Origin of the sequence: Agrobacterium albertimagni AOL15 (genome assembly GCF_000300855.1) — a bacterium.
Lineage (GTDB): Bacteria > Pseudomonadota > Alphaproteobacteria > Rhizobiales > Rhizobiaceae > Allorhizobium > Allorhizobium albertimagni.
In genome coordinates this window covers 114,661-131,727 of the sequence record NZ_ALJF01000001.1, presented here as the reverse complement: position 1 = coordinate 131,727, position 17,067 = coordinate 114,661, and the positions used below count along the sequence as shown (strand labels likewise).

15 protein-coding genes are annotated in these 17,067 nt (G+C 58.5%); 12 read left to right on the top strand and 3 right to left on the bottom strand.

The features are described 5' to 3' along the window. Positions 1-198: 198 nt before the first annotated feature. Both QWE_RS00600 and QWE_RS25175 read right to left on the bottom strand, forming a co-directional pair. Positions 199-1,134, bottom strand: a complete 936-nt coding sequence (locus tag QWE_RS00600) for a CPBP family intramembrane glutamic endopeptidase (RefSeq protein ID WP_006724110.1) — start codon at positions 1,132-1,134, stop codon at positions 199-201. A gap of 883 nt (positions 1,135-2,017) precedes the next feature. After that, positions 2,018-2,191, bottom strand: a complete 174-nt coding sequence (locus tag QWE_RS25175) for a hypothetical protein (RefSeq protein ID WP_157790664.1) — start codon at positions 2,189-2,191, stop codon at positions 2,018-2,020. Positions 2,192-2,618: 427 nt separating this feature from the next. Here QWE_RS25175 and QWE_RS00595 point away from each other — a divergent pair, with 427 nt between their 5' ends. From QWE_RS00595 to QWE_RS00580, 4 genes are all read left to right on the top strand, one after another. Beyond that, positions 2,619-2,996 (top strand): VOC family protein, encoded by a 378-nt coding sequence (locus QWE_RS00595; protein ID WP_006724109.1) that lies wholly within the window; start codon positions 2,619-2,621, stop codon positions 2,994-2,996. Between the two features lie 414 nt (positions 2,997-3,410). Further along, complete coding sequence (locus QWE_RS25170) at positions 3,411-3,824, top strand: hypothetical protein (protein WP_006724108.1); 414 nt, start codon at positions 3,411-3,413, stop codon at positions 3,822-3,824. A 367-nt stretch (positions 3,825-4,191) separates the two neighbouring features. Continuing rightward, positions 4,192-5,598, top strand: coding sequence for an ATP-binding protein (locus tag QWE_RS00585; protein ID WP_006724107.1), 1,407 nt, complete (start codon positions 4,192-4,194; stop codon positions 5,596-5,598). 487 nt (positions 5,599-6,085) lie between these two features. After that, entirely contained in the window at positions 6,086-6,355 is a 270-nt protein-coding gene (locus QWE_RS00580; protein WP_040299156.1) for a hypothetical protein, read from the top strand. A gap of 387 nt (positions 6,356-6,742) precedes the next feature. Here QWE_RS00580 and otnI read toward each other — a convergent pair whose 3' ends face one another. After that, on the bottom strand, positions 6,743-7,549 hold the full coding sequence (gene otnI, locus QWE_RS00575; RefSeq protein WP_006724105.1) for a 2-oxo-tetronate isomerase: 807 nt from the start codon (positions 7,547-7,549) through the stop codon (positions 6,743-6,745). 169 nt (positions 7,550-7,718) lie between these two features. Between otnI and QWE_RS24315 the strand changes: the two genes are divergently transcribed. The 8 genes from QWE_RS24315 (at position 7,719) to QWE_RS00535 (ending at position 16,950) form a co-directional block, all read left to right on the top strand. Beyond that, entirely contained in the window at positions 7,719-8,690 is a 972-nt protein-coding gene (locus tag QWE_RS24315; RefSeq protein WP_006724104.1) for an AraC family transcriptional regulator, read from the top strand. Positions 8,691-8,918: 228 nt separating this feature from the next. Next, positions 8,919-10,019, top strand: coding sequence for an HD-GYP domain-containing protein (locus tag QWE_RS00565; RefSeq protein WP_006724103.1), 1,101 nt, complete (start codon positions 8,919-8,921; stop codon positions 10,017-10,019). Further along, positions 10,016-10,342: a hypothetical protein gene (locus QWE_RS00560; protein ID WP_006724102.1), complete on the top strand. Its 327-nt coding sequence runs from the start codon at positions 10,016-10,018 to the stop codon at positions 10,340-10,342. The genes QWE_RS00565 and QWE_RS00560 overlap by 4 nt, the downstream gene beginning before the upstream one ends. Further along, a complete protein-coding gene (locus QWE_RS00555) occupies positions 10,339-10,707 on the top strand; it encodes a response regulator (RefSeq protein ID WP_006724101.1) in 369 nt (122 codons plus the stop codon). The genes QWE_RS00560 and QWE_RS00555 overlap by 4 nt, the downstream gene beginning before the upstream one ends. Beyond that, positions 10,704-12,707, top strand: a complete 2,004-nt coding sequence (locus QWE_RS00550) for a chemotaxis protein CheA (protein WP_006724100.1) — start codon at positions 10,704-10,706, stop codon at positions 12,705-12,707. Before QWE_RS00555 ends, QWE_RS00550 begins: the two co-directional genes overlap by 4 nt. Continuing rightward, positions 12,704-13,216: a chemotaxis protein CheW gene (locus QWE_RS00545; RefSeq protein WP_006724099.1), complete on the top strand. Its 513-nt coding sequence runs from the start codon at positions 12,704-12,706 to the stop codon at positions 13,214-13,216. The genes QWE_RS00550 and QWE_RS00545 overlap by 4 nt, the downstream gene beginning before the upstream one ends. 18 nt (positions 13,217-13,234) lie before the next feature. Continuing rightward, positions 13,235-14,914: a methyl-accepting chemotaxis protein gene (locus QWE_RS00540; protein WP_006724098.1), complete on the top strand. Its 1,680-nt coding sequence runs from the start codon at positions 13,235-13,237 to the stop codon at positions 14,912-14,914. Between the two features lie 233 nt (positions 14,915-15,147). Beyond that, positions 15,148-16,950, top strand: coding sequence for a methyl-accepting chemotaxis protein (locus tag QWE_RS00535; protein WP_006724097.1), 1,803 nt, complete (start codon positions 15,148-15,150; stop codon positions 16,948-16,950). The last annotated feature ends 117 nt before the right edge of the window (positions 16,951-17,067 follow it).

Genomic DNA, 17,067 nt, shown 5'->3' with positions numbered 1-17,067 from the left:
TTCTGCAGCCCTCATCTGTGACGCGGAATCTGCCGAAATTTGCCCTTTATGAGGTGGCAGGATTGTTTGGCTGATGCGCTTCACTTCAGAGCTGGTCACGCCCCCAATCATCGCCTGAGATTGTCATGGTCGCCACGCAATCGAGCGGCGCCTGCAACGTATCCCGTCACAACGTGGATCGTTGTTAAGAGCATCGCATTATCGTTGCCGATCTGTTCGAAGAGGACCGTCTTTCCACGTCGCGGCGACGAACAATATGGCAATGGCGCCGACTACCAGTCCCGGCAGAAGATTCGCCGGAACTCCTACGATTTCGCTACGGCCGGCCAGTGCCCCTCCGATGTCGACATGAAGCGCCGTTGCGAGCACCAAGCCAGACACGTTGTAGACGCCATGAATGACAACTGCGACTTCCAGGCCTCCTGTCCTCCAAGTGATCACCGCCAGCGAGGAGAAGAGCACGAGATAGGAGGTCAAGAGGTAGGGATCGGAACTGCCGTGAAACAGCGAGAACAGGCCCGCTGTAAGAATAATGCCAAGGATCGCACCGCTGAGGGGGCCGAGCGTCCAGCTGCCTACTATCCGGAACATCAAACCGCGGAAGCCATATTCTTCACCGGCGGCGGCGAGCGGTGTCAGGATCATGCCAGTTATGAAGAAGGCCACGATATCCATGTGGCTCCAAGTTATGGTGTCGCCCGGCATGAAAAGCGATGTCAGCGACATCGGGATCAGCACCAAAGGGCCAATGACCAGTAAGGAACGGCCAAACATGTCGAACCGAAAGCAGCCGGTGACCGAGTGCAATGAACCGGTAGGAAGCCCGTAGAAAACACGCTGCAGCAGCATGCTGTACGGTATGAGTAGCGCCAACGCCAACGACGTGGCTGCGTGCGCGAGCGGTGTGAAGCCGCTGCGCCCAAGTATACTGGCATCAATGAAAGAGGCGCCGGCGAGGCCAAGATTGGCAAAGCCGATCAATCCCCCAAACAACAGCAGAATTACCGTTAGGCCGCGCAGAATGCGTCTTTCAGGTCCCGCAAAAGCACGGTGATACTCCACCTCAGTGGGCAGATATCCATGTGGAGCCGCGGCTTTGGATTGGGAAAAACCGTGCTCGGCGTCGTGCGTCATATCATTTCCTGTTGCTGAAGCTCCGGTCTAGGGCATGGGAGACGAAGCCAAATCTCGTTTCTGGTAAGCTGTGTCTGAATTGGCATCAGGGGCGCGGCCAGGATGCCGGCTAGCGCTGATGTCATTGGTCACCTGAGTGAATTTTGACGATCCGACCAGATCTGGTTTTCGGCCCGTTTTTCCTCGTTCTGGTCATGCGTTGCGTCATCTAGCTTCGCTTGGTCGATCCATGGGCGGCCTGTCGCGGGTAGAATGCTGATTGAGCCCGCAATCGGCATGGATGCTGAATTGAAGGGCGCGCTGAAGTTCTCTGATCTCCAAAACCTGCGTGGCTGCGAGCCTTTAGCCGCTACACTACGGTTTTGCAGAACTGCGGAGAGGGGCTCGGACAAGAGCGAGGAGGGTCGCAGAAATCCTAAATATAATAAGAAAACACTATGCATTGTCTCTCTCTGAGCGGTAGGCGTTGGCACGCCTGCTGAGAAGGGTTCCGCAGGGTAGCGCTTTGACGGCTCGCCATGGCCGAGCGCCGTCAAAAACCAGGAAGACATTGCAGCAACATTGCGTGAATTAAAAAAAGGACCGCAGCCGGCTTGGCGACGGCCGTTCACTGAGAACTTATCGGCAACATCTCCTTTCAGGCCATGCCGGCCGGCCGCGGGGGGCTCAATGTGGCGGGGAGCCATGTCTGCTGTCGACCATCATGTCCGCTTGCAAATCGGTCGCAGGCAAGATCGGTATGGTTCACCAGGATTACTTTAGAGCTCTCGCTAAATCGCAGAACGATGGCCGGAGCCTTTTATAACCCGCGCTTGAAGTCCAGCTTCGCGATTTTTTGCCGGAGTGGTTCTGCGACCTTGATCAGCCGTCTCCGCTTTTGCGGCTAGGTTCCGGTATGCGACGGCTTCTGACGGGCAAGAGCATAGACTGACTGGCGCGTGCCCATCGCCCCGAAGGTCTTTCGCCTTTCCGCTTCGACCTTTTCCCGCCAGGCGCGCATCTTGGCCACTTCGGCAAGAGCCTTGGCAACGACGTCATTCGAGCCTGTCTCGCACATGATCCACCTCATGCGTTCACTTTATGTTCTTACTTCTCCATATGGGTGTCAACTGGCATTTCTGCAATGAGACGGCTGACGATACTCACGCGACCAAGGTTTGTTTGTCGGCCCGAAAAACTACATAGGCCTGCTCTGGAAATCCTGGAACTTTTGTAGGTGAAGCACGTTCATGTGGCTCGACGCCTCGTCTCGACAGGGGCCGCAGTCCTTGACCGCGTTCTCTTTCGGATAAGTGACATGACTGATCTATGAAATCCCTTGGCCGGCTCTCATTCATGCCAACCTGTTACCGTTTACACGACATGCCGTCGGGTCAGCGCCCTTGCTATTGAGTGTCCCGCGCCAGGATGGTCGCGAAACGCCAACGCCTGATCGTAGCCGTTTCGTGATTCTGTCTCCTACGGCACGCAGAGGAACTTTCAGCATGAACGTTCAGCAAACTGTTGCAAAGATGGTTGTCAATGCAGTGCCAATCCTCCCCTCCCTGAACTTTTCCGAAACACGCAATTTCTATGTCGGCGCGCTTGGCTTCGAGGAGGTCGGCTTTGACGGTCTCGATTATCTTGTGGTCCGCCGCGGTGGCATGGAACTGCATTTCTGGCTAAGCGACGATCCGCTTCTGTGCCAGAATAGCTCCGTGTTCTTCCGTGCCGAGGCCCCCTCGGAACTGTACCGGGAATTCTGCGATCGCGGCATCGAGGCGATCCGTCCTTCGGAGAATTTGGAGACATGCGCCGACACGGTTCGATTTCACATCCGCGACCCGCACGGCAATCTGCTCTTGTTTGGTGCTGTCATCTGACACCAGGCCTAAGTGAGGTGTACGAAGCTGGTGGATCTTGAGCGTCGATCACAGCCGCGCCTTGCGCCGGTGATGACGCATGGCCCTCTGTGGGGCTCTTGGGTTCGTGCCATCTCCGTCAACCCAAGAGGCGCCTTCGGGCTGGCGGCAACACCGTGAAAGCGACGACTGGTCGACACTCAGTGCCATCCCGCATCGCGCGAAAAACGCCTTCGTGGCGAACAACGACAGGGCGGTCTTGGAGCCCTACTCGCTACAGTGAGGGCGTTGGTAGCACCGCTTGCAAAGTCGCGCCGCCTGCATCCACCGGCGGGGCCTGTTTCAAGTATGTCCCGTGTTCAAGGATGACAGACCCAAGATCTGTCGTCCGACGGCCGTCTTACTTTGCAGCACCAGCTTGAAGGAGGATACGCCGTGTCGCGGTCGAAGTTTCTGTCAGTTCTTGTTTGTCTTCTTATCGCCGTCCCATCACAGTCCTTGGCCATCGACTGGCTCGGGAACAGGATCGAATCCAATCTGGAAAACAATCTTCGGGCTCACCAGCAGCAGGGAACCCGGCAGGATAATGCTCGCTCCAACAAGCAGCGTAACGCCCGACCGCCAGCAACGCGGCAGCAGGGCCGTCAGATGTCCAAGAAGGCAGAGAGACAAGCGCGGGCCGAGGGGCAGCGGATTATGGAAAGCCATCGCCTTCGGTTGGAGCGAGAGCATCGTCGTCGTGTGGCCCGTGACGGCATAGCATCGGCAGATCGATGGCTGAAGCAGGAAGCCTTCGCCATTGGCGCAGAGGTGGGACGACAGATGACGAGAAAATACGCTGGCAAGTGAGACACGAGAATCTGCCGGTCGCTCTTAGGGGTGTCAGCGCCATGCATGAAACCATGCACAGTCAAGTGCTGTGAGGACGAGCCAACTGGCGGGCTGGCTTCCGCAGACGTCTTACGATTTAGCCGTCACCTCTACTGGGCTTGGTTTCGGTTCGCGCGGGTTTTGACGGGCAAGGACGTAGACGGAGTGGCGCATGACCATCGCCCTGAAGGTCTTTCAGGCTTCCTCTCCCGCCTAAGGAAAAATCGACGATTAGGAGATGATTTAAGGCCAACCTCACAGAACTTGACAGAGGGACGGCTATTAAGGTAATCACGATTAAGGTAATCATGATTACGGTAATTATAATTACCTTAGGGGGGTGCGGATGCAGTTTCTCGGGCGCGAACGTGAACTCAAGCTGGTACAGACCGAATTGGATGTGCAGCGGCCTTCCCTCATTATCGTGTTTGGCAGACGGCGGATCGGCAAATCGCGGTTTCTCAGGGAGGCCGCCAAGAACCGACCAGAAATATACTTTCAGGCGACCCGTGTCTCATCACGTTTGAACCTGGAGCAGTTCAAATCCGAGGTAGGCAAGGCGATTGGATCAAGGCCACAGCTCGAGGCCCTCTCAAGCTGGGAGGGCGTACTGCACTATGTTGCCGAGCGAGCCGGCGAGCATTCAAAATTGATCGTCACGATCGACGAATTTCCTTATCTGCTCGATAACGAGCCAGCACTGCCATCGATCCTGCAGAAATTCTGGGATTCCGGCGCGCTTACAGATGGGGCGATGAAACTGATCCTTTGCGGCTCTGCTATTTCTCAGATGGAAGACCTTTTGGCAGAACGGAACCCCTTATACGGTCGCAAAACCTTGTCGCTCGACATGAAGGCCTTACCCCTTGTCGATGTCGCCAAATTCTTCCCGAATTACACGGCCGACGATATAATCAGGACCCATGCGATATTCGGCGGCATTCCCTACTATCTTCAGCTTTGCGACGCTCAGGAACCGCTCCGCGACAACGTCATCAAACTCTTGCTCACAGAGACAGGCACGCTGATCGATGAACCGAACACGCTGCTGCAGACCGAACTCAGAGAGCCGTCCTTTTACTCAAGCGTCGTTGCGGCCATATCTGACGGTTCCAACACAAAGTCCGAGATTGCCAACCGGCTGGGTGTCAAAGCAGACAGCATTGGACCTTACTTTTCAAAACTGCTCGCGCTCGACTTGATCGATAATTCGAAATCGCTGGACGCCGACGAAAAAGGCCGAAACCGCCGCTATCGCGTTGCAGACAGCCTGATGTCATTCTGGCATCGTTTCGTGCGACCCAACCTGAGCGCGATCAGCAGCGGGTTTGGCCAGGAGGTTTACGACCGCGTCGTGAAGCCTCGGTTCTCCGAATATATGGGGGCTGCGTTCGAACCGATCGCCCTTCAATTTGCAAGGCTACATCTGCAGGAGGTCCTTGCGGTACCGGCGCAAGAGGTCGGCCAGATTTGGGGCCACGCCGATTTCGACATCGATCTCGCAGGGCGATTGCTGGATGGTGCATTCTTCTATGGCGAATGCAAATGGCGATCGCGCGTAATCGACCTTGGCCACGTGCGATTGTTACGTGAGCGATCAGAGAAAACGACTTACGGGGCAGGAGCGACGGGCAAGCACTACCTGTTTTTCAGCAGAAGTGGTTTTTCAAACGATGTCGAGAGTTTGGCGAAAGAAGACGAGCGGCTGCATCTGATAACCCCAGAAACACTGGTGAATCCGCAGCGTCGGTAGAAGGCGACAAGGTGGGCGCATTGGCTGTACTTACACGCTGCCGGAGGCAAGCGGCACAAGGCCGATCATTCTTGCTTCTATCCCCACGTGCATGCGCAGCAGTGATGTCCAAGCGTGGCTTGTGGTCACCTCGTCGATGCGCTTTTGAAGCGGGCCACGTCATTCTCCAGAGCCCGGCGTGGCAAGGCGTTGGTGGTGGGTGCTTGAGTGCAAGGGCGGGGGCCAGTGTGTCGGGACGCTTACGCCCGTCGTCTAAGCTCTCTCCCGGACCGAGATCAGTCTCAGCTCTCACGATCTGCCGGCCGGAAGGTCCGTTCGGGTCGTTTTCGTGCCATCGTACTGGGGCGAAGTCGATTGCGCTTCTAAAATCACAATCTTCGAGGCTTGTGCGAGGCTGGCCGAAATCACGAATGTGAGCCGCTGCCTGGGACCATTCCGCCTCTCAAGGGTTAGAGCCTGCAATCAGTATTCAGCCGGAGTGACGATCATGTCTGAGCGTTTGCATGTGAAGGAAATGGTGATGCAGATGCACGAGAGGAACCTTGTGCTCATGAATATTCTTCGCGATATCGCCGAAAACGAGACGCATCGCCCGGCTGCAACTGGCGCAACTGACGAAGAGTCCGCTCGTCGCGTTGCAGACAAGGAGGCTCGCCGAGCAGAGATCCTCGGCGAGATCTTCCACATGCTGCGTCAGCAAGATCTGGCGCGAGGGAAAACAGCAAGCGGACCCGTAAAGCTTCAGGTGCTGCGATAGACCCCCTATGCCCGGTCACCAAAGCTGGGCAAAGCCTGCTCGCGGGGGTAAAGATGGCGGGCTGAAGCTCGCGGCACTGCGCGTCGCTCATCCCACCGGACAGCGACAAGCTTGTCGGCATTGTTGGCGCCGGTAAGGCCTAATTCAGGCCTCGCTGAAATGGTGAGGGCCGTAGGTCTGCATGGGCGCAGTCGGTTCTTGTCACCCCACGGCAATCTGCCGGTCGTCCTCGTTGCCGTCCTGGTCTGTGTTGCAGGAAATCTGGCGGGATTGGTCATGCCGTGGCGCGCCGGTCGGGTTCAGATCGCCGCAATCTCAGGCTGAGGGTTAGGACTGGATTTGCGCCCAAGGTGGCGGTTATCTATGTTGGCCCATATGGCCTCAGACCTATCCTTGTCTCGCGTGATCAGGCATTCTCGGACTGTTTTCGAGCCTTTTCATCCAGCTCAAGCCCTCCCGTGTGCCATGCGCTGGACGATACTCGCAACCGACATAACCCTTGTAACTGATCGCATCGATCTCGGCGAAGATCCTTTGGTCATCGAGTTCGCCGGTGAGGGGCTCGTGCCGGTCGGGTACAGAGGCAATCTGGATGTGGCCGATCAGAGGTGCGCAGTCTCTAAGACCCATGATCACGTCACCATGCAGGATCTGGCGGTGGTAGACATCGAATTGCAGCTTCAGATGCGCCGCATCCATCTTAGCAATGAAGTCGAGCGCTTGGGCGAAGTCGTTGAGGAAGTAACCTGGCATGTCTCGACCATTGATCGGCTCGATCACGAGACCGATCCCGGCCTCACCAGTCCGGTCGATGGCGCGCTTCAGATTGTCGCGATAGGTCGCGATCGCCTTTGCATCTGTTGCCGGGGCCAGACCCGCCATCATGTGCAGGCGTGGTGTGCCGATGGTTCTGGCGTATGAAATCGCTGTGTCGAGGCTTTTCACAAAGTCTGCCTCGCGACCTGGCAATGCTGCCATGCCACGCTCGCCAGCGTTCCAATCGCCAGGCGGCATGTTGAACAGCGCCTGGGAAAGGCCGGCAGTCTGCAGCCGTTCTGCGACCAGCTCGGCTGGGTGATCGTAGGGAAAGAGATATTCAACCGCCGAAAAGCCGCAATCGGCAGCCGCCGCAAAGCGATCGAGGAAAGGCACCTCGGTGAACATCATCGACAGATTGGCCGCAAACTCGGGCATGAAACGTCTCCTCCTCGACACCGGCTACTCAAAGCCTGGCTTATCCACTGCTTGCGTGAGCGCAATCCAATAATGATCACGGCGCTCTATGGTGCTTGCTCAGATTGCAAGCTAACCTCACTGCTCAACAAGAAGTTTCGTTATTGCTGTTATTCTCAATATCCATTCCATGGCCCAATATAAGTTGCACAAATTCAGCTCTGAGGACGAGCTCGAGACTCAGACGATAAGCGAGGCGGTTTTCCGTCCCGCAGAGATCAATCGGCTCGACAAGTCCGGCCCGTTCGACATCCGGGCTGACATCGCTTCGATCCAGTCCACGACGCTTTGGAAAAGCTCCTCGCGTTCGGGATACAGGGCGCGTTACGGATGTCCGAAGCATCGGCAGCTCGAGCTACATTTCATCGAGAAGGGCAAGTTCGAATTTCAGGCTGCAGATGAGCAGATCGAAGCCTTGCCCCGAAGCGCGGTGTTGCTGAAAGACACGCGCAAGGTCGCCCTTCTTGCCAGTCCCGGTTCCAGCAAATTGTCGATGGTCATCCAGGTTGATCAGGTTGCACCGCACTTCAATAGCAGCCGTGACAATGTGGGGCCTGGCCTGGCCTCCTTCCTGTCCCATATTCAAGTCGACGCCCTCGGCGTCGGCATGATCCACCAGCTCGCGACACATCTGCTGCATTCGGCTGACGCTGAGGCTTTGCCCGAAGATGCCATCCGGACGCCAGCGCTGATCCATGATGCGCTGATGATGATGTTCGTCGGTTTCTGGCCGAAAGCCAATAGTGTTGCCGAAGCGCCGGCGGCTTTGCCCCGTCATCTCGAGCGCGCCATTGATTGGCTGCAGCATCACGCCGAGGAGGACGTGTCGATCGAGCAGCTCGCCCGCTTGTCCGGCGCCAGTATCCGCTCGCTGCAGAACTCCTTCCGCCACTACCTTTCGACGACGCCCAACACCTATATCCTGCAACTGCGCCTTGCCCGCGTGCATGATGAGCTGCTGCATGGAGCGGGCAATGACAGTATCGAAAAGATCGCCTCGCGCTGGGGATTTGGGCATATGGGCTACTTTGCTGCCCGTTACCGGGAGCTGTATGGACGCTCGCCGTCAGCCACCCGCAGGGACAAGCCTCAGCCCAAGTAGCGACTAAAGTCGCAATCACGCAAAAAAATCACGAACACGTATATTGTAGCCGATCATCTGTAATCGGATTCCGGCTTAAGTCTGCGTTAACGCGTGAAATGCAGTTTTGTTCAATACAAAGACCTCGAATTATCAGGTCGTACTTCGCCGCATGATGCGGATTTCCAGCAATAACCGAATTAGATCTGAGCTGTATCGCAGTTAATGCTTTTCGGCTGAGGAAGAGCTATGCGTATATTCGCAATCGACGGTAGTCCATCCATTCTTTCCTTCATGTGCCAGGCCGTTTCGGCAGTCGACACATGCGAGATACTACCTTTTCTGGATCCGTCAGAAGCGCTGATGACCATGCAGACGCTCCAGGCAGACCTGATTATCGTCGATTACAACATGCCCGGCATGAATGGCGTCGAACTGATCTTGCGCGTCCGCCAGTTGTCGAATGGCCGGGACGTTCCCGTGATCATGCTGACCTCTGAAACAGACCCCGCGATCAAGATTGACGCGATTGAAGCCGGCGCGACGGAGTTCCTGACCAAGCCGATCGACCGGACAGAGCTCACCATCCGCGTTCGCAACCTTCTCGCCTTGCGCATCGCTCAGAAGACTTTGGCAAGCCATGCCCAGTCGCTGGAAAGAGATGTGGCGTCGGCCCGGGCGCGAATTGCGGCTCAGGAGAGGGAAATCATCTGGCGTCTGTCGAAAGCCATCGCCTGTCGCGATGGAGAGACCGCCCAGCATCTCGAACGTGTTGCGATTGTTGCTGGAATGATCGCTGAAGAACTTGGCCTGGACAGTGCCACCTGCGAGCTCATCTCGCTCGCAAGCCCGCTGCATGATGTCGGCAAGATCGGTGTGTCGGATGCCATTCTTCTGAAGGCCGGCCCACTTGATGCTGGCGAAATGGAACAGATGCGTGCGCATGCTGCCTTCGGTGCCGAGATCCTCGGTGACAGCGCATCACAGGTTATCCAGGTTGCGGCCAGAATTGCCGGGAGCCATCACGAGAAATGGGATGGCACGGGTTACCCGATGCAATTGAACGGCACCAATATCCCGATCGAGGGCCGCATTGTTGCCGTCGCAGACGTCTTCGATGCCCTGTGTTCTGAGCGTCCCTACAAGAAAGCATGGCAGGTTGATGCGGCCTATGGAGAGATCCTCAAGGGGGCAGGGCATCATTTCGATCCCGGTTGTATTGCCGCCTTTGACCGCAAATGGCCGTTGATCCGCCAACTCTACACCAGAGCGGACAAAGCGGTGGCTGCCGAGGCCGACCTTCTCCAGATCATCACCCAGACAAACAAGACACTGGAATCAGCCGTATGAGCGATGAATTGAAGACGGTGCACTTCAAGGGCGCCTTGACCATCAAGACGGCAACAGAAACGCATGACCGCCTGCTTGCTGCCTACAGGCAAGCAAAGGCTGCCGGCACTGCGCTTCAGATCGAGATCGCTGACGATTGCGACTGCGACCTTACCCTCCCGCAACTTCTTCTGTCGGCCCAGAAGACAGCCGTCAGGGAGGGCGTTGAACTGCATATCCGTGCCTCTGACAAGGGCGCACTCTTCGCCACGCTTCAACGTGCGGGCATATCCGCTGCAACAGGCAGCGCTGACCGACTGATCATCAATGGAGACCCGAGATGACTGCAAATATTCTCACTGTAGACGATTCCGCCAGCATTCGGATGACCACCCGGATCGCACTCACCAATGCCGGCTACAAGGTGACCGAAGCGGTCGACGGTGCGGATGGACTGCAGAAGATGAAGTCCGGCAGCTTCGACCTGATCGTTACCGACTTGAACATGCCGAACATGGACGGGCTCACAATGATCCGCAGTCTCAGGCAGATGCCGGCCTATATGGGGACACCGGTGATCTTTCTCACCACCGAATCCGATGGCGATATCAAGCAGCAGGCCAAGGCCGCAGGGGCGACCGGATGGCTGACCAAGCCTTTTGACGCCGAAAACCTCACCAAGATCGCGCGCAAGGTTCTCGGCCGATGAACAACCTCGATCCGATAGCGGTCTTTCGCACGGAAGCGGCCGAACAGCTGGAGGTGATAGAGGCAGGTCTCTTAGATCTGACCCGCAACCTCGACGACAAGGCGCAGATCGATGCCGTGTTCCGCGGCCTGCACACGCTTAAAGGGTCGGGCTCGATGTTCGGTTTCGACCAGCTTGCCGCCTTTACCCATCATTGCGAGACGGCGTTTGACCGCGTGCGCAAGGGTGAGGCCCCAGCAACGAGCGAACTGATCGCAGCCGTCCTCGATACGCAGGGTCACATGCAGGCTCTGCTCGACCATCCCAATGGTGACCACGACGCCGTGAGCATGAAACTGCTCGAGCAGCTGCACAAGGCCGTCGGCCGCGAGGTCTCGGCAGACCGCAAGACTGCCTCTCCGACGCTTGCAGCGGCAATGCAGCAAACGGGGCTGCGGACCTGGCAGCTTGATTTCCAGCTTCCTGCCGGCGCGATGATCAATGGCACCAATCCGCTGGGCCTAATCGATGAGCTGCGGGAACTCGGCGAATGCACGATCGGCGTCAGCACCGGAAGTTTGCCTGAGCTCGACGCGCTTGATCCGCGACAGCTTTATCTGGGCTGGAGTGCAACCATCGTCACCGACAGACCGCGCTCCGACATCGAGGACGTGTTCATCTTCGTCATGGACGACATGGTGATGGGGCTGAAGGATGTGACGCCGCAGACACAAGCTGCAGACCCTTCACCGGCCGAAGTTCCAGCGCCGCAGATCAAGCCTGGCGAGACGGTTGCAGCCCGCGAAGAACAGCGCCTGCCCGCCAATGATCCCAAATCCCAGAGACAGTCGGACAACGTCCGCGTTCCGGCCCTTCGGCTCGACGAAATGATGGATCGTGTCGGCGAACTTGTCATCGCCCAATCTCGACTAAGCCGAATGGCAGGCTCGGCCATCGATCTCGGGCTACGCTCGGTTTCCGAAGAAATCGAACGGCTTGCAGGCGAGTTGCGCGACACGATGATGGTCCTGCGCATGATGCCAGTTGCCAGTCTGTTCAGCCGGTTCCGCCGGCTCGTGCACGATCTGGCACGCGAAACCGGCAAGGAAATCGAACTTGTCACTTCAGGCGAAAGCACGGAGGTCGACAAGACAGTGATTGACCGCTTGGCGGATCCGCTCGTCCATCTGGTGCGCAACTCCATCGACCATGGCCTGGAACTGCCGCAGGACCGCGTCGCCGCTGGCAAGCCGGCCGTCGGCCAGGTGACGCTATCGGCACACCAGACCGGCAGCGAGGTGGTGATCACGATCAAGGATGACGGCCGCGGCATCGACCGTGCGCGAGTTCGTGCAAAGGCAGAGGCCAATGGCCTGATCCAGCCGGGGCAGCCCCTGTCGGACCAGGAGCTGCTGCAACAGATCTTCCAGCCGGGCTTCTCCACGGCAGAGAAGGTGACGAACCTGTCCGGCCGCGGTGTCGGTATGGACGTGGTCAAGAAGACCATCGAGGCCTTGCGCGGCTCCATCGACGTGAAGAGCGATGAAGGCTCCGGTTCGGAAATTGCGCTTCGTATTCCCCTCACACTCGCCATCATCGACGGTCTTCTCGTGCGTGTGGGCAACGGAAGCTATGTCATTCCCCTGTCGGCGGTGGAAGAGTGCCTGCAGCTCTCGATCGAAGAGGATCTTCGTTCAAGGGGGCGCAGTTTCATCTCCCTTCGGGATGATCTCGTGCCTTTCCTTCGCCTGCGCGAACTTTTCCGGACGGGTACCCAACCGGATCCCCATCAGAAGGTTGTCGTCATTTCGACGGGCCGCGAGCGCGTCGGCCTGGTCGTCGACCAGATCATCGGTGACCACCAGACGGTGATCAAGTCCATGTCGAAATTGCACGACCAGGTCTCGTCCTTCTCGGGTGCGACGATCCTCGGTGATGGCAATGTCGCACTGATCCTCGATGTCGCGCACCTGATCGCGGCAGGACAGCAACAGGAGGCGCAAATGCGGGCAGCAGGATGAGCGACCAATATTCAAAGTCGGATCACCGCGCGATCTTCATGGATGCGGATGAGCTTTCTGTCCTGACCTTCACGCTGAACGGCGAGACCTTTGCCATCGAGGCGACGATCGTCCAGGAAATCCTCGATCTCCTTCCCGAGACCAGTGTTCCCGGCAGTCTGCCCTTCGTCGGCAGCGTCATCAACTTTCGCGGCAAGGTCATCCCCCTGGCCGATATCCGCGTCGCCTTCGGCATGGAAGCCGGAGAGGTGACGATCGACAGCCGGATCGTGGTTACGGAATTCGACCTTGACGGCGAGCTTTCCCTGATCGGCATCCGCACCGACAAGGTCCATGAAGTCACCCGCCTTCCCGCCTCGGCCAGCGAACCGCCGCCGATTATCGGCATGCGGTGGCGTCCCGACTACATCCACGCCCTCGTCAAGAGGGACGGCGAATTCATCATTCTTCCCAATCTGCAGGCGATTTTTGCGTCGCAGCGCGGGTCCACCATCTCAGCGACAGCTTGACAAAAAAGCGAGGGCGCCATGCGCTTCACGATCAAACTCAAACTTCTTCTGGCCTTTGGCTTCATCATCACAATGCTGGTCGGTACGGCATTTTTCAGCGTAACGAGCATCGCGGACGTCAACACGCAATGGACGGATACCCTAAACGGCCCGGCCGCTCGTCTGAGTGCTGCCCAGGATCTCAACATCGCGCAGTTGCAGCAGGTCCGTCAGCAAAAGAACATGCTGGTATCCACCTCCACCGCTGAGATGGAAAGCTACATCGAAAACAGTGACAAGGCCCGTGCCGAATATGACGAAACCTTCGCTGTCATTCTAGGCAAGGCCACGGAACAGGGTATGGTCCTGTGGAACAAGCTGAAGGGCCATGCCGCCGACTTCCGCAAGCAGGATGACCAGATCCGCAACTTCATTCTGGCGGGGAATCTGGACGCCGCATCCCGTATCTCGACGACCACAGCGCGCGAGACCACGTCGCAGATCGACGAACTGCTGACGGAAGTCTTCCAACTCGAGCGCGAACGTCTGGCAACCGCAAGCAAGAACGCCGCGGATGAATATGTCAGCATCCGCTCGATCGTGATCGGCCTTGCCGCCATCGCTTCGGTTGCCGCGCTCGCTGCTGCTCTCTGGATCATCATCTCCATCAGCCGGGGCATCACGACGGCGGTGAGCACAGTCCAGCGCGTGTCCGAAGGCGACCTGACCAGGTTTGCCGAGATCCGCACCAGTGATGAAATCGGCATGCTGCTCGGACACGTCAACGCCATGGTCGAGCGCCTGCGGGGTGTGGTCGGTGATGCGCTTGCAGCATCGGAAAACGTCTCGTCCGGCAGCCAGCAGCTGTCTTCGGGTTCGGAACAGCTGTCGCAAGGCGCAACCGAACAGGCATCCTCTGCCGAAGAGGCTTCCGCTTCGATGGAAGAGATGGCCGCCAATATCAAGCAGAATGCCGACAATGCTGCCCAGACGGAAAAGATCGCCCGCCAGTCGGCGACCGACGCTGAGGAAAGCGGCAAGGCCGTCGACAAGGCTGTGACTGCCATGCGCACGATCGCCGAGAAGATCTCGATCGTCCAGGAAATCGCCCGCCAGACCGATCTTCTCGCCCTCAATGCGGCGGTCGAGGCCGCGCGTGCCGGCGAACATGGTCGTGGATTTGCAGTCGTCGCTTCCGAAGTGCGCAAGCTTGCCGAGCGCAGCCAGGCGGCAGCCGCCGAAATTTCCGGCCTGTCGAGCGAGACCGTCTCGGTTGCGACCCAGGCCGGCGAAATGCTGACGCGCCTCGTGCCTGATATCCGCAAGACGGCCGAACTCGTGTCTGAAATCTCGGCTGCCTGCCGTGAGCAGGACATCGGCTCGAGCCAGATCAACGAAGCGATCCAGCAGCTCGACAAGGTGACCCAGCAGAATGCCGGTGCATCTGAAGAAATGTCGGCGACCTCTGAAGAACTGGCCGCCCAGGCCGAGGAGCTGCAGGCCTCCATCGCCTTCTTCAAGGTCAATACCGGATCCCGGCAGCCGAGCGGAAACCCGGCTGCGCAGTTGAAGGCGGTTGCCGCGAAGATGGCAAGTCCTGCACCGGCAAAGCGCCCTGCCGTCCGGCCTGCTTCCGGCCCGTCGAAGGGGCAGGGCTTCGCGCTCGACATGAGCATGGGTGGGCCCGACAGCGACGACCACGAGTTCAGGGTCGCTTGAACAAGCTTGCGCCCGGCATGCCGGGCGCAGTCCCCTGATCCATCCGGCCGGTGAACCCGGTGGGAAGTGAATGTGCTCACTTCTATCAAATGAACCCTGGCGAATGGCCTTCAATCCGCACGCAACCTCGTGCGACCTGGCCTTGCATCTATGACCGCTCTCTCTCGTCTGTTCGCGGACAGACCTGTTTGCACACTATTCGAACCACAACGCCAGGATATGGGACTATTACCATGCGTTTCACGATCAAGTTTAAGCTGGCCGCAGCTTTCGGCCTCATGCTCGTGCTGCTGGTCAGCACCATGGGTTACGGGATCTACAGCCTCGGCACCCTCAACCAGTCGATTTCCGACATGATTGCCGGCCCCGCAGCACGCCTCGAGAAGGCCCAGGAACTCGGCAACATCCAGCTCCGCCTGACGCGCGCCCAGACCAATATCGCGCTTGCGGAAACACAGTCCGACGTCGCGAAATTCATCGAAGCCAGTGACCGCAACCTGAAGCGGTTCGACGAAACGGTGGCCTGGCTGCAGCAGAATTCCTCATCCGAGGCCGGCAGAAAGGCGTGGCAGGCGGTCGAGGTCGATTTCGAGCAGATCAAGGCTCTGGACACCAGGCTGAGGGGGCTTGCGCGGTCCGGCGACAGGGCAGGAGCGCTGCGGATCACCACCGTTGATGCCCGCGCAATCACTGACAAGATCGAGGAAGACATCAACACTCGCATGGAAGCCAATCGGGAGCAGATGCAAGCGGCAGATGCCGAAACCGACGCTTTGTATGCCTCGACGCGCAACATTCTTCTTTGCGTCGCAGCACTGGCCGCCTTCGCGGCAATCGCGACGGCCACCTGGATTGCGATGAGCATCAGCAATGGCCTCAACAAGATCAAGCTAGTCGCCGAAGCTGTCGCGATCGGCGACCTCGATCAGGATGTCCAGATCAAGACGAATGACGAAATTCGAGACCTCGTCGATACCATCAACAAGATGACTGGCAATCTCCGTCAGATCGCGGGCATCGCGAGCCAGATCGCCAATGGCGATCTGACCGTCACGCCGAAGCCTTTGTCGGACAAGGATACGCTCGGGCTGTCGCTGGAGAGCATGGTCGAGCGTCTGCGGGGTGTGGTCGGCGATGCGCTTGCAGCATCGGAAAACGTCTCGTCCGGCAGCCAGCAGCTGTCTTCGGGTTCGGAACAGCTGTCGCAAGGCGCAACCGAACAGGCATCGTCTGCCGAAGAGGCTTCCGCTTCGATGGAAGAGATGGCCGCCAATATCAAGCAGAATGCCGACAATGCTGCCCAGACGGAAAAGATCGCCCGCCAGTCGGCAACCGACGCCGAGGAAAGCGGCAAGGCTGTCGACAAGGCTGTGACCGCCATGCGCACGATCGCCGAGAAGATCTCGATCGTCCAGGAAATCGCCCGCCAGACCGATCTTCTCGCCCTTAATGCGGCGGTCGAGGCCGCGCGTGCCGGCGAACATGGCCGTGGATTTGCAGTCGTCGCTTCCGAAGTGCGCAAGCTTGCCGAGCGCAGCCAGGCGGCAGCCGCCGAAATCTCCGGCCTGTCCGGTGAGACCGTCCAGGTTGCGACCCAGGCCGGCGAGATGCTGACGCGCCTCGTGCCGGATATCCGCAAGACGGCCGAACTCGTGTCTGAAATCTCGGCTGCCTGCCGTGAGCAGGACATCGGCTCGAGCCAGATCAACGAAGCGATCCAGCAGCTCGACAAGGTGACCCAGCAGAATGCCGGTGCATCTGAAGAAATGTCGGCGACCTCGGAGGAACTGGCCGCCCAGGCCGAGGAGCTGCAGGCCTCCATCGCCTTCTTCAAGGTCAATACCGGATCCCGGCAGCCGAGCGGAAACCCGGCTGCGCAGTTGAAGGCGGTTGCCGCGAAGATGGCAAGTGCTGCACCGGCAAAGCGCCCTGCCGTCCGGCCTGCTTCCGGCCCGTCGAAGGGGCAGGGCTTCGCGCTCGACATGAGCATGGGTGGGCCCGACAGCGACGATGATGCCTTTCGCCAGACGGCCTGATCAGGTCGCCTGACAGAACTCGAGTGACAGGCCCCCAACCCGGCGAAAGGGCCTGTCTTCCTTCCCCTGATTTCGGGTGCGACGCCCCGTCGCTTCGAAAGACCCGTCGGCGGTGCC